General features: G+C 62.9%; 17 protein-coding genes. 6 read left to right on the forward strand and 11 right to left on the reverse strand.

All coding sequences use genetic code 11. The features are described from left to right. Window positions 1-231: 231 nt before the first annotated feature. The 3 genes from mobB to X727_RS139420 are packed head-to-tail and all read right to left on the reverse strand — an operon-like array spanning window position 232 to window position 2244. The gene (mobB, locus tag X727_RS139430) at window positions 232-735 is read right to left on the reverse strand and encodes a molybdopterin-guanine dinucleotide biosynthesis protein B (RefSeq protein ID WP_023690740.1); all 504 of its coding nucleotides are present in this window, start codon (window positions 733-735) and stop codon (window positions 232-234) included. Beyond that, the gene (gene mobA, locus X727_RS139425; RefSeq protein WP_023710490.1) at window positions 732-1364 is read right to left on the reverse strand and encodes a molybdenum cofactor guanylyltransferase MobA; all 633 of its coding nucleotides are present in this window, start codon (window positions 1362-1364) and stop codon (window positions 732-734) included. Before mobA ends, mobB begins: the two co-directional genes overlap by 4 nt. Before the next feature lie 7 nt (window positions 1365-1371). After that, window positions 1372-2244: a DMT family transporter gene (locus tag X727_RS139420; RefSeq protein ID WP_023835074.1), complete on the reverse strand. Its 873-nt coding sequence runs from the start codon at window positions 2242-2244 to the stop codon at window positions 1372-1374. Here X727_RS139420 and X727_RS1000000169665 point away from each other — a divergent pair. Further along, window positions 2195-2326, forward strand: coding sequence for a hypothetical protein (locus X727_RS1000000169665; RefSeq protein WP_280800279.1), 132 nt, complete (start codon window positions 2195-2197; stop codon window positions 2324-2326). The two genes, X727_RS139420 and X727_RS1000000169665, sit on opposite strands and share 50 nt — an antisense overlap. A 144-nt stretch (window positions 2327-2470) precedes the next feature. On the opposite strand, the gene X727_RS139415 is transcribed toward X727_RS1000000169665, so the two are convergent. The 3 genes from X727_RS139415 to moaA form a co-directional block, all read right to left on the reverse strand. Next, a complete protein-coding gene (locus tag X727_RS139415; RefSeq protein WP_023669002.1) occupies window positions 2471-2827 on the reverse strand; it encodes a hypothetical protein in 357 nt (118 codons plus the stop codon). 95 nt (window positions 2828-2922) lie between these two features. Next, complete coding sequence (locus tag X727_RS139410) at window positions 2923-3423, reverse strand: hypothetical protein (protein ID WP_023714206.1); 501 nt, start codon at window positions 3421-3423, stop codon at window positions 2923-2925. A 53-nt stretch (window positions 3424-3476) separates the two neighbouring features. Continuing rightward, a complete protein-coding gene (gene moaA / locus X727_RS139405) occupies window positions 3477-4472 on the reverse strand; it encodes a GTP 3',8-cyclase MoaA (RefSeq protein WP_031193366.1) in 996 nt (331 codons plus the stop codon). A gap of 198 nt (window positions 4473-4670) precedes the next feature. On the opposite strand from moaA, the gene X727_RS139400 reads away from it, so the two are divergent. After that, entirely contained in the window at window positions 4671-5024 is a 354-nt protein-coding gene (locus X727_RS139400) for a DUF971 domain-containing protein (protein ID WP_023668999.1), read from the forward strand. Between the two features lie 65 nt (window positions 5025-5089). After that, the gene (locus tag X727_RS139395; protein WP_023668998.1) at window positions 5090-5701 is read left to right on the forward strand and encodes a pyridoxamine 5'-phosphate oxidase family protein; all 612 of its coding nucleotides are present in this window, start codon (window positions 5090-5092) and stop codon (window positions 5699-5701) included. Between the two features lie 26 nt (window positions 5702-5727). Here X727_RS139395 and X727_RS139390 read toward each other — a convergent pair whose 3' ends face one another. After that, on the reverse strand, window positions 5728-6180 hold the full coding sequence (locus X727_RS139390; protein ID WP_023668997.1) for a MarR family transcriptional regulator: 453 nt from the start codon (window positions 6178-6180) through the stop codon (window positions 5728-5730). Between the two features lie 48 nt (window positions 6181-6228). Here X727_RS139390 and X727_RS139385 point away from each other — a divergent pair, with 48 nt between their 5' ends. Further along, a complete protein-coding gene (locus X727_RS139385; protein ID WP_023668996.1) occupies window positions 6229-7137 on the forward strand; it encodes an alpha/beta fold hydrolase in 909 nt (302 codons plus the stop codon). 45 nt (window positions 7138-7182) lie between these two features. Here the strand turns inward: X727_RS139385 and X727_RS139380 are convergent, their stop codons facing one another. Beyond that, entirely contained in the window at window positions 7183-7581 is a 399-nt protein-coding gene (locus X727_RS139380) for a rhodanese-like domain-containing protein (protein WP_023688500.1), read from the reverse strand. 62 nt (window positions 7582-7643) lie between these two features. Beyond that, window positions 7644-8252, reverse strand: a complete 609-nt coding sequence (locus X727_RS139375) for a TetR/AcrR family transcriptional regulator (RefSeq protein WP_023668995.1) — start codon at window positions 8250-8252, stop codon at window positions 7644-7646. A 98-nt stretch (window positions 8253-8350) separates the two neighbouring features. Between X727_RS139375 and X727_RS139370 the strand changes: the two genes are divergently transcribed. Together X727_RS139370 and X727_RS139365 are read left to right on the forward strand one after the other, a co-directional pair. Beyond that, window positions 8351-9097, forward strand: a complete 747-nt coding sequence (locus X727_RS139370) for a 3-oxoacyl-ACP reductase family protein (protein WP_023688499.1) — start codon at window positions 8351-8353, stop codon at window positions 9095-9097. A gap of 212 nt (window positions 9098-9309) precedes the next feature. Beyond that, a complete protein-coding gene (locus X727_RS139365; RefSeq protein WP_023688498.1) occupies window positions 9310-11190 on the forward strand; it encodes a murein L,D-transpeptidase in 1881 nt (626 codons plus the stop codon). A 97-nt stretch (window positions 11191-11287) separates the two neighbouring features. Here X727_RS139365 and X727_RS139360 read toward each other — a convergent pair whose 3' ends face one another. Next, window positions 11288-11758 (reverse strand): hypothetical protein, encoded by a 471-nt coding sequence (locus X727_RS139360; RefSeq protein WP_023668992.1) that lies wholly within the window; start codon window positions 11756-11758, stop codon window positions 11288-11290. Window positions 11759-11849: 91 nt separating this feature from the next. Beyond that, window positions 11850-12590, reverse strand: coding sequence for a lysozyme inhibitor LprI family protein (locus X727_RS139355; protein ID WP_023710496.1), 741 nt, complete (start codon window positions 12588-12590; stop codon window positions 11850-11852). Window positions 12591-12657: the final 67 nt, after the last annotated feature.

A 12657-nucleotide genomic window follows, 5' to 3' on the forward strand; every position in this document is an offset into this window, starting at 1 on the left:
CCACTGTTTTCGGGAGAAAAGCAACTGTAAAACCGTTGCTTGCGGGATTTGCGGGTCCAGCCAATGCCGACGCCGGGTTAATGCATGTCGCCCAAAAGTGCGCAGCGGTTTTGGGACGACGACATGCATAAATAAAACAACCTGAAGCGTCGCATGAGGCCGTTCAGGCGCGACGCGCTTAGACAATGCAACGGCTGAAGAGGGCGGTTGACCCGGGCGAGGGCAGGGGCCTCAAGGTTTGAGGCCGGTCATGCGCTCGATGAAGTCGGCTATCCCTCCCGTGTCGTCAAGATCGAACACAGGCAGGCTTTCGCCGGTAACCGCGAAGTCGGCGGCAATCGCCACGATATGTCCGTCGTTCGCCGACAGCGGCGAGCGGTCCTTGGCCTCCCGCCGCCGGGTCTCGATCTTTTTGTGCGCCTCGCGCTTGTAGCCTTCGACCAGCACGATGTCGCACGGCGCCAACCGCGACAGGACCGTCTCCAGCGTCGGCTCGTCCTCACCGCGCAATTCATGCATCAGCGCCCAGCGTTTGCCCGACACCACCGCGACTTCGGTGGCGCCCGCCTGGCGGTGACGAAAGCTGTCGGCGCCAGGCTTGTCGATGTCGAACTCATGATGGGCGTGTTTGACCGTCGACACTGTCCAGCCGCGCCGGACGAGCTCTGTGACCAGCTTCTCGGTCAGTGTGGTCTTGCCGGAATTCTTCCAGCCGGTGATGCCGAAGATGTTCATGGGCCGATGCTCTGCAACAGACGCTCGGCCACCGCAAGGTCGTGCGGTGTGTTGATGTTGAAGAACGGGTCGATCTCGTCACTGCCGTGGGTCAGCAACGGAAATTCCACTTCGACACAGTCGTGCCGCTCGATGAAGGCGGAGACGCGCCTGTTGTCCTCGTCGATCAGGAAATGGCGCAAGGCCTCACGCAGCCCGAGCGGCCACAGCGCAAAGGTCGGATGCCGCCTGCCGCCGGAACTGGCAACAGCGATGGAGCCTGGTCGCTCGTCAACAGCCGCAGCCAGCCTCTCGACCAGGTCCACCGGCAGGAACGGCGTGTCGCCGGCGGCCGTCGCCAATGCCTTGAAAGCGGTATTCGCTGCCGCCCATTCGAGGCCGGTGAGAATTCCGGCCAGCGGTCCGGCATAGCCTTCCACCGCATCGGCGAGAACCGGAAGACCGGCCGCGGCGAAGCGCGCCGGGTCACTATTGGCGCTGACCGCCAGCGATCCGACCTGCGGCGCCAGGCGGGCAACGACATGGTCGAGAAGCGGACGCTCGCCAAGCGCCAGCAAAGTCTTGTCGCCGCCGCCCATGCGCCGTGACAGGCCTCCGGCCAGGATAATTCCTGCAATGTCTTGGCTCATGGCCAACCTATATGCCGTCCGGCGCCATGTCGGGTCCAGCGCTTTCGGCCGCCGGCTTCTGCCGGCCGACGACCCGTTCGCGATAGAGCGCGTAGAGGCCGGAGCCGNAGACGTGTGCTCTTCCGATCTTCGACCAAAAGAGGGCGGTGTAGCGGAATGGCGCAATGAAGGAGATGTCGCCGGCCCGCATTGCCATGATGATGAACTGGTAGCCGATCAGCACCAGCACCGCCGCCAATGCCAACAGTGCCGTGCCTTTGCCGGACATCGGCGTCCAGCCACCCATCGGCGACAGCAGCACGGCGCCAACGATGGTCATGGCGATTGCCGTTGCCGTCGACACCAGCAAGGTCGGGATAGCCCTCGGGATGCGCTTGGTGGCGAGGTCACGTACTGCGCAACAGGCGACGCTGACGAGTGCGTACAGCGAATAGACGCTGAAGCCTTCGAAGCCTGGCCGCACGATGATCAGCACGCCGCCGAAGCCGACCGCGATCGCCAGCCAGCGCCGCCAGCCGACCGCTTCGCTGAATACGAGTGCCGCCCCCATCGTCACCGCCAGCGGCAGCGCCTGCAGCACCGCGGAGACATTGGCGATCGGCAGATGCGCCAATGCGACAAGGAAGGCGACGGTGGCGCCGGCCTCGGCGACCACGCGAAGCGCCACCAGCGGCTGCAGCATCGAGCCCGGCCGTGCGAGCGCACCTTGCTGCCAGGCGAGCAGACCGACGAGCAGCGACGCAAAGGCGCCGCGCACCAGCATGACCTGCGCCATGTTCATCGATTCCGACGAGAACTTGGTGATGGCGTCGTTGAGGGTGAAGCCGATCATGGCCACCATCATGCACAGCGCGCCGCGAATGTTTGGGGAAAGAGGCAAGGGCGTTACCGGTTTTGCAAGAGCAATTCCAGAAAAGTGTGAAACGGTTTTCCGTCCGGAATTGCGTGAAAACAAAGAATAAAGCGGTTCGACGTTTCGGCGAAACGGTGAACCGCCCAAGCCTGTAGCAGCCGGCGGCAAGACAGCAACGTCAAAGAAATAGGCCACGGATTTTCACCCGTGGCCCACAAAATCGCTAAGAGGGCTGGCCGGATGACCAGCAGGCTCATTTCGGGGTCAGCACCTCGGTGCCGCTGCCGTTCTTGCCGGCGATGGTCCACAGGCCGTGCAGCGAGCCGTCATCCTCTACCTTGTAGACGACGAGACCGATTTCCTTGCCCATGACATAGCCGGCGGAGAAGGCATCGTCGTTGCGCATGCAGATGCCGTCCGACGATGATCCGCCCGTCTCCCAATGGATGGTGCAGGTGGTCTCGCTGGTCAGCGTGATGGTGGCTTCGCCGCCATATTTCGAGCCGTCGAAATTGGTGCCCGCAACGGTGTAGCTGCCACCGATGGACTGTGCTGCTGCCGGCGCGGCGGCAAACCCAAGCATTGCAAGAGAAAGTAAGAATGTGCGCATGTCGTATTCCCCCAAACCGAGCGACGAGCCGCTATAGGCCGAAATTAGGGCGGAACGCGATGGCGGTAAATCGGGTTTGCAGCGTCGAGAGCGATTTATTCCCAGTGTTGCTCAGCCCCATGCAGGCTGTCGCCGATAGCGCCGACCAGTGGGTCGTACTTGGCCTTGAGCGAGGCGGGATATTCGATCCAGACTGTATGGATTGCATCCTCTTTTTCGAAGACGATTCGGGTATAGAAGATCTTGTCGCCTTTGGTGCTTGAGACCACTGCCCAGTTCTTACCGGTTTTGCTGTAAGTGACCTTTTCCCCAGAGTCAGGGTCGGCTTTTTCCTTTTCAACCAGACTGTCGGGCGTATCTTCCGTCAGCTTGTATCCGCCGTAACAGGACAAGCTCGCACCATCGGGGCTAAGCCATTTTCGACCGTCGCCATTGAGGGACTCAGGCATCGGCTTGCTGAAAATCTGGCTCGGGAACGTGCACACCGTGCCATAGCGCGCATTGATGTAGGTGAACGGCTTTGCGAGCGCCACTGTGGTCGCCAATGATAGGGCCACGACCAGCGCTGACAGCCCGGTTTGGCAAACACGCTGCATGGAAATCCCCCTCGCTTCCAACGGAAGCATTCTGCACCAAATCTCGGAAAAAATCAGCCGCCGGTGACGCTCATATGCCTCGATACCGAAGGGCGGCTGGTGCGGCGGTCGATGATGAAATCATGGCCCTTCGGCTTGCGGCCGATCGCTTCGTCGATGGCAGCAGCGACCAGTTCGTTGCCTTCGGACGCACGCAGCGGGGCGCGCAGGTCGGCGGCATCCTCCTGGCCCAGGCACATATAGAGCGTGCCGGTGCAGGTCAGCCGCACGCGGTTGCAGCTTTCGCAGAAATTATGCGTCATCGGCGTGATGAAGCCCAGCCTGCCGCCGGTCTCTGCGACATGGACGTAGCGGGCCGGACCGCCGGTCTTGTAGGGGATGTCGCTCAGCGTGAACTGGCGCTCGAGCGAAGCGCGCAGCAGCGACAGCGGCAGATACTGATCGGTGCGGTCGGCGTCGATCTCGCCCATCGGCATGGTTTCGATGACGGTCAAGTCCATGCCGCGGCCATGCGCCCAGCGCATCATCTCCGGCAGCTCGACGTCGTTGAAGTCCTTCAGCGCAACGGCGTTGAGCTTCACCTTCAGCCCCGCCGCCTGCGCGGCATCGATGCCTTGCATGACCTTGCCGAGATGGCCCCAGCGGGTGATGGCGTGGAACTTGTCGGCATCGAGCGTGTCGAGCGAGACATTGATGCGCTCGACACCGCAATCGGCAAGCTCGGCGGCAAAGCGCGACAGCTGCGAGCCATTGGTGGTCAGCGTCAACTCTTCCAGCGCGCCGCTCTTCAAGTGCCGCGACAGCTGGCGCACCAGATGCATGATGTTCTTGCGCACCAGCGGCTCGCCGCCGGTGAGGCGCAGTTTGCGCACGCCCTTTTCGATGAAGACGGTGCAGAGCCGGTCGAGTTCCTCGAGCGACAGCAGGTCCTTCTTGGGCAGGAACGCCATGTCCTCGGCCATGCAATAGGTGCAGCGGAAATCGCAGCGGTCGGTGACCGACACGCGCAAGTAGCTGATCGTGCGACCGAAGGGATCGATCATGTCCATGCGTTCAAGCATTCCCGTGGCTGCGAGTGGCGCCGTTATATACGGCTATGTGATACGATCCAACCCGCCATTCAAGATAGCCGCTCTCGATCTTTGGTGACATTCCCTGGCCGACATCCGGTGTCGGCCGGGTCCAAATGGCCTTTTCCGCTCGCGCGAAGCAGCGTAGGGAAGGGCGGATTGACGGGATGCAGAACAATGACGGCGCCGAAGGAACTCAGGGTCTCGAAGGACAGAAAACTGCTGTCCGTCACCTTTCCCGATCATCGGCCGTTCGAATTGCCGGCCGAACTGCTGCGCGTCGCTTCACCCTCGGCCGAGGTGCAGGGCCATTCGCCGGACCAGCGGGTGACGGTTCCCGGCAAGCGCAACGTGGCCATCCTCAAGATCGAGCCGGTCGGCAACTACGCCGTGCGCATCACCTTTGACGATTTTCACGACACCGGCATCTTCACCTGGAATTACCTGCACACGCTTGGCCACGAAAAGGACGCGCGCTGGAATGCCTATCTCGCCGAGCTCCAGGAGAAGGGACTGAGCCGCGACCGCTAGTTCGGCACTGTCGGCAAAACGTCATTGACTGGGGGTAACGCTGGCAACGGTTCGGAGACGGGAAAATGTCTGACATCACCACGGTCGAACAGCTCGAAGCCCTCTACGGCCTGCCCGGCGAAGCGTCGACGGTCAAGGAACTCGACCACGTCATTCCCGAATATGCCGCCTTCATCGAAGCCTCGCCTTTTGTCGCCCTGGCGACGAGCGGGCCGGAAGGGCTGGACTGTTCGCCGCGCGGCGATCTCGCCGGCTTTGTGCGCATGCATGACCCGAAAACGCTGATGATGCCGGACAGGCGCGGCAACAACCGCGCCGATTCGCTTAAGAACATCATCCGCGATCCTCGCGTCGGGCTGCTGTTTCTTGTGCCGGGTTCGGGCACGACGCTGCGCGTCAACGGCCGCGCCCGCATCACCACCGACGCCGCGCTTTGCGCCTCCTTCGCCGTCGAAGGCAAGCCGGCGCGCTCGGTCACCTTGGTCGATGTCGATTCGGTCTATTTCCAGTGCGCCCGCGCCATCGTTCGCTCGGAGCTGTGGAACCCGGCAAAGCACGTCGACCCGAAATCGCTGCCGACACCCGGAACAATCCTGGAAGTCACCAGCCGCAAGAATATCGATGCCGGTACTTACGACAAGGAATGGCCGGAGCGGGCGAAGAAGACGATGTGGTGAGGTGGGAGGCGCGTGGATCGAACGGCTCAGGTATCCTTCAGCACGTCATAGATCTTGCGCATCTGTTCGCCGATCATGTCGCACTGTTCCGCTGTCGACTGGCTCATCGCCTTTTCGATCAGCGCCATATGCACCTTCAGCGCCTTCATCAAAAGCTCCGTGCCGGCCTCGGTAAGCGTCAGCCGCAGGACGCGCTTGTCCTTCTCGTCGCCTTCGCGGCGCAGCAGGCCGCGCGCCTCGAGCTGCGGCAACAGCATGGTGATGTTGGAGCGGCCGACCAGCAGTTTGCGGGCGAGATCGTGCTGCGACATGCCGGGATGGCGATAGAGGTTCATCAGCACGTCGAGCTGCGCCGGCTTGAGATCCAGCGGCGCCAGCTTTACCGCCAGCGCACGCTCCAGCACATGGCAGGCGCGCGCCACCGCGACCCAGTTGCGAAAGCGCGGGTTGTCCCAGGGCAGCTCTTGTTTAATGTTCATGTTTGAACTATTATGTTCATGCTTGAACGGAATGGATGGATCGCCACTATGGCATCATTTGGACTGAAGGTCATCCGGGGCGTGTTCCGCGCCGCCGAGCATGTGGCGCCCCGCCTGAGCGGGCGCGCCGCCTTCGAACTGTTCTGCCGCACGCCGAGCGTGAAGGCGCTCAGTGACGGCGAGCGGCGTGCGGTCGACCGCGCCGCCGGCTTCATGGCCGAGGCGCGCCATCATCGGCTTACGACCAAGGCCGGCTGCGTCATGGTGCACGAATTCCGGCCCGAGCCGGGCAGGGCGTCCGCCGGCACGGTGCTGGTCGTCCATGGCTGGCGTTCGCGCACGGAATATATGCGCGCTCTGATCGAAGGCTTTCGCGATGCGGGCTACCGGGTCGCCTCGCTCGACCTGCCGGGCCATGGCCAGTCGCTGGGCCGTCATCTCAACATGGTCAATGCGGTCGAGGCGGTCAGGGTCGCCGGCGAATGGTTCGGTCCGTTCAAGGCGATAGTCGGCCATTCCTTCGGTGGCGCCGTCGCCGCCAATGCCATTGCCGGTTCGATCAAGGGTATCCAGCCCGTCGCGGCCGAGCGGCTGGTGCTGGTCGCCGCGCCAAGTTCCCTGCCGGCGATCTTCGCCGACTTCAGCCGCATGCTCAATGTCGGTCCGCGTTCGCAGGTTTCCATGGCCGATCAGGTGAAAAGGCTGTCGGGCCGGCCGCTGCATGAATTCACCGGCGACCGCCAGTTGGCTGAGGCGCCGGTGCCGACGCTGGTCATCCACGCGCCGGACGACCGCGAAGTCCCCGCCGATCATGCCACACGTTATGCCGGCGCCGGCAGCCATGTGCGGCTGCACTGGGCCGATGGGCTCGGCCACCGTCGCATTCTCGCCGACAAAGGTGTTGTCGAACGCGCTGTGACTTTTGTCAAAAACGAGCGCGAGCCGATACTGCATTGATTCCAATGGGTGTATTGTCGACTCCGACAACGCCGGAGCGGTGAGCTAACCGTTCTTCTTGCCGCCCGGCTCGACGGGCAATCCGGCCGCCTTCCAGGCGGTATAGCCGCCAAGGATGTGCTTGACCGGCGACAGCCCCATATCCTGCGCCGTCTTGGTGGCCAGCGCCGAGCGCCAGCCGCCGGCGCAAAAGAAGACGAAGCTTTTGCCCGAGGCGAAGAACGGCTTGTGGTAGGGGCTTTCGGGATCGATCCAGAATTCCAGCATGCCGCGAGTGACATGTTTGGCGCCGGGGATCTGGCCGTCCCGCTCGATCTCGCGTGGATCGCGCAGGTCGACGAAGATGGTGTCCTCGTCGTCGAGCAGCCCGGCCGCTTCCTCGGGCGAGACCACCTCGATCTCGGCATTGGCCTCGTCGAGCAACTCGCGATACCCTTTTTTCACGGATGATCCCTCCCGGCGCATTTCGCCGCCGACTGGATTTCCAGCACAAGCTCCGCGCTTTGTCACGCTGTTCCGACCAGCCCCTGCCACGCCGCCATCGCTCCGGCCACTGTGGCCATGAGCGCGTCGCACGAGGCGCCGTCGCGGGCCTGAATCGACATGCCGTGCTGGACCGTCGCATAGAAGGTCGCCGCCGCGTTGCTGTCGAAGCCCGCCGGCAATTCGCCTTCCGCCACACCGCGTTCCAGCCGTCTCAGCAAGAGGGTGTGGTTTTCGGCGCGGCGGCGGCGCAAATCATCGCAGATCGCGCCGCTGCTTGAATCCTGGTGCAGTGCGCCCAGTGCGATGAGACAGCCCTGCGGGCGGTCGTCCTGAGAGTACGCTTTTGCCGTCTGACGCAGGAAATTCTCGATCGCCTGGCATGCCGTCGGCGCTTCGTCCAGCGCGCTCCAGATCTCGGTGCCTTCGTTGCGGGTGTAATACTCGGTCGCTTCCAGAAACAGCGCCTCCTTGCTGCCGAAGGCGGCATAGAGGCTGGGCGAGCTGATCCCCATCGCCGCGGTCAGGTCTGCGATCGAGGTGCCCTCATAGCCTTTGGCCCAGAACAGCTCCATCGCCTGCCGCAAGGCGGCGGTTCGATCGAAGGTGCGGGGGCGGCCTCTTTCCGGCATGACGATCTTTCTGTGTTGATCGATACATAATTCACTTGACATCGCCAGGCAGGTTGCCAGATATTTATGTATCGATCGTTACATAACGGGGAAATGACATGTCAGCGAACGGATTGAACGGCAAGGCAGCACTGGTCACCGGCGGCAGCCGCGGCATAGGTGCTGCGATAGCAAAACGGCTTGCGGCCGATGGCGCCGACGTCGCCATCACCTACGTCAACAGCTCGGCGCCGGCCCAAGCTGTCGTCGCCGAGATTATAGCGGCAGGTGGTCGCGCGATCGCCATCCAAGCCGACAATCGCGACGCTGCCGCCATCGAAGGCTCGGTCACCGAGGCGGTGAATGCCTTCGGCCGGCTCGACATCCTGGTCAACAGCGCCGGCATCTGGCGCGCGGCGCCCATCGAACAGATGTCGCTGGCCGACTTTGACGAGACCATTGAGGTCAATCTGAGAGCGCCGTTCGTAGCCTCGAAGGCGGCAGCGGCTCACATGGGCGAGGGCGGCCGCATCATTTCGATCGGCAGCAATCTGGCCGAGCGCGTCACCGACACCAGCCTCAGCGCCTATTCGACCAGCAAGGCTGCGCTGGTCGGCCTGACCAAGGCGCTGGCGCGAGACCTCGGTCCGCGCGGCATCACCGCCAACGTCGTTCATCCCGGTTCGACCGACACCGACATGAACCCGGCCGAAGGCCCGCATGCCGAACACCAGCGGCGGAAGATGGCGACGCCCCGCTTCGGCAAGGCTGACGAGATCGCCGGCATGGTTGCCTGGCTCGCCGGTCCGGAAGGGCGCTTCGTCACCGGCGCCGCGCTCACCATCGACGGTGGCGCCAACGCCTGAAGCAGCGGCCGCTTTGACCGGTCTGGAGCGGCAACGCCGCTCCAGACGTCACGATGTTGTGAAACCGTTCTGCAACAGGCCTGCGGAAATTTATGGAAGCTTAACGAAATCGGTATGAATCGGTATAGTAGCGCCTTACATCCGCCATGCGGTTGGCAAGATCGTCTAGCGGCGCGGAACGGGAGCCGGCTTGCAGCCGGAGCGGGTGATTAATGAAATTCCTCGGAAATAAAGCCACCGTGATGCCGCTTGCAGTGGCGGCAGCACTGGCCTTCGGTGTGCCGCAGGCAAGCGCGCAAGGCCTGTTCGACATGCTGTTCGGCGGTGGCGTCAAGCACAGGCCGCAAGGCGAATTCCCGCCGCCGCCGAAGCGCAAGCCGAAGCCCGCCGTATCGGGCGGTGGCGGCACCAGGATCAGCAGCCCGTCCTACTACACCTACAAGGCCGACCGGCTGGTGCGCGTCGACTTTACCGCATTGGTGGCAGCACCTCCCCAGGTGGCAACAGCTGAAGACGCCGCCTTTGTTCCGTCGGCGACCAGCACCGCCTTCCGCGAAGCCGTTGCAGGCCTCAGCGACTATGAACTCTATGCCGAGCCCGATATCGCCAAGGCACTGATTGCCTATTACTCTGCCAATCCTGATTTCATCTGGGTGAACGAGGGCAATCCCAATGCCCGCGCCCAGGATGCGGTGCGGGTGCTTGGCGAAGCCGCAAGCTATGGTCTCACGTCGGCCGACTACACGGTCGAGGTGCCGGCAGCCAACGCATCGGCAGTCGATGCCGACGCCCATCTGAAGGAACTCGTCCGCTTCGAGATGGCGCTGTCGGCGCGCGTACTGCGCTATGCCCGTGACGCCCAGAGCGGGCGCGTCGATCCCAATCGCATCACCGGCTACTATGAATTTCCGCCGAAGCCGGTCGACATGGAAGGCGCGCTCAAGACGCTGGCCCACACCCAGGAAGTGCGCACCTACCTCGAATCGCGGCACCCGCAGAACGCGGAATATCAGGCGCTGCGCGTCGAACTTGAATCGCTGCAGGCGAGCGCCGAAAACGAAATCGTCGTCGATCCCAAGCTGTTGCTGAAGCCCGGCGAGACCAGCGCCGAACTGCCGAAGCTGCTGACGCTGATCGCGCGCAATCTCGACGACGAGATGGGCGGCGCCTATGGCGAGATCCTGTCTCGTCTCGGCACCAGCGATGTCTATGTTCCCGAACTGGTTCCGATCATCAAGGCCGTGCAGGTGAAGGCCGGCATGAAGGGCGATGGGGTCATCGGCCCGCGCACCGTCGCCTCGCTCGCCGGCACGTCCAAGGCCGACAGGCTGCAGAAGGTGCAGGTCGCGCTGGAAGAATTGCGCTGGATGCCGTCCGATCTCGGCAGCCCGCGGGTGTTCATCAACCAGCCCGCCTTCACCGCCAGCTATATCGACAATGGCGAGGAGAAGCTGAAGACCCGCGTCGTCATCGGCCGGACCACCAACCAGACCGCCTTCTTCTTCAAGGAGATCAAGCAGGTCGATTTCCATCCCTATTGGGGCGTGCCGCAGTCGATCATCGTCAACGAGATGCTGCCAAGGCTGCGTGGCGATCCGGGCTATCTCGACCGTGCCGGCTACGAGGTGACCGACTCGCGCGGCAGGCGGGTTCCCTCTTCCTCGGTCAATTGGGGCGCCTACGGCGCCAACATTCCCTACAGCGTGCGCCAGCAGCCGAGCGAAGCCAATGCGCTGGGCGAACTGAAGATCCTGTTCCCCAACAAGCACGCCATCTACATGCACGACACGCCGCAAAAATCCTTCTTCCAGCGCGATATGCGGGCGCTCAGCCATGGCTGTATTCGCCTTCAGGATCCACGTGGGATGGCGGCGGCGGTGCTCGGCGTCTCGGTCGACGACATCGCCGAAAAGCTCAAGCACGGCCATGCCAGCGAAGACGTGACACGCACGATTCCCGTCTATGTCTCCTACTTCACTGCCTGGCCGGACCTGTCCGGCAAAGTCGAATATTTCAACGATGTCTACGACCGCGACACGCGGCTGATGCAGGCGCTGGAAGCGACTGAAGCGGTGCGCTCGCCGACGAGCTGAAACCAGCGGAGTTCCTCGTTCAACGAACGAGGAACTCACTTTGTCTCTCTGGTTTTATTAGATTTTTGGCCGATGGACGGTCGCCCGTTTCCTGCGATCAGCGCTGGATGAGCGGACGCCGGAAGCCGGCGTCGCGGCCCGCGATCAGCCAATAGACCAGACCGGCTACGAGGCCGGCGGCGGCGATGATGCCGATATCGGCCCAGCGTCCGGCATCCTCTTCCGCGGCCGGCCAGACCAGGAAAAAGCCGGCTGCAGCGGCAGCGGCGCCAAACAGCATGTGCACCAGGAAATTGCGCAGGGCAAAGAATTCGGCGAGCAGCGCGAAGATCAGCGTCTGCAGGCCGGTCAGCACGATCGTCAAGAAATAGACGACCATGCCGAGCGGCGGCCACAGCAGCACGACAATGGGCGAAAATTGCATGGCGCCGAAATAGTCCGGCGCGTTGGGCAATACGGCGAGTGCGCAATATATCGCCACGACCGCGAACAATCCGATCAGCACCGAAACGAAATAGCCGGCAAGCATCATCAGGATGCGCTTCAAAACATGCTTAACCATGGCCATGCACCCCCGTGCCCTGCAACTGTTACGCGCACTCAGCCATCAAAGGCGGATCGGCGCAAGAGTGCATCCAGCAGTGCTTTGCGGCAAATCTTCAGGCGCCGCCGCATAGATGTTGCGAATCCGGCAAAATCCATGTGCCTTTTATCGTGAGGTCGACGCCGTAATAGACCCGCCCGCGCTCGTCGCCCTGCGGACAATCCCTCGGGATCGATATCAGGCACATGACGACAGGATCGCCGGCTTTCGAACTGGCAAGGCCAGGCTCCCGCTCGTAGGAAACCCCGGCGCCGCCATTGCTGAACCGCGTCACACTGCCGGCTTCAGGACTGGCCGTTTCCAGCGGGTCGTCGCCAAGCCGCGTAGTCAGCGCCGTGATGTGGGTGAAGGCGCATTGCCCGATCGACGAGGGCAGGGGCTGGTCGGGGCTGCCTGGATGGCGGGCTGCGGTGTCGAGCGCCTTCTTGCCGATCAGGGCGATGTTGTAATCCTGCACCCAGGACGGCGCATTGCCGTAGGTCTGCAGCGCATTGTTCTGGGCGCTGACGATGCAGGCGGCATCCTGCCCGCAGGCGTTCCTGTCAGTGATGAGCGCACGGGCGATCTTGCGCTTGTCGCGGCCAAAGGCTGGCTCGAAACCCGTAAAGGCCTTGGCGACCAAGGCATCAATTGCCGACAGTTGCGGGTCGGCACAGATCGCCTTTTCCACCGGCAGGCTGGCTTTGCGGCAGTCGAAGGATGGCCCGTCGGCACGCGCTGGACCAAGGCAGACCGCCGCGCCAGCCAGTGCAACGACAAGCGCAAGCGAGTTGGCAATTCGATTGGAAGAAAGCATGGTCGCCCCGTTGTCCGACAACTGCCACCATCGTAGGCAAAAAACGCGGCGGACGGAATTGCCGAAG

It is taken from the genome of Mesorhizobium sp. L103C105A0, from assembly GCF_000502215.1.
Taxonomy (GTDB): Bacteria; Pseudomonadota; Alphaproteobacteria; order Rhizobiales; family Rhizobiaceae; genus Mesorhizobium.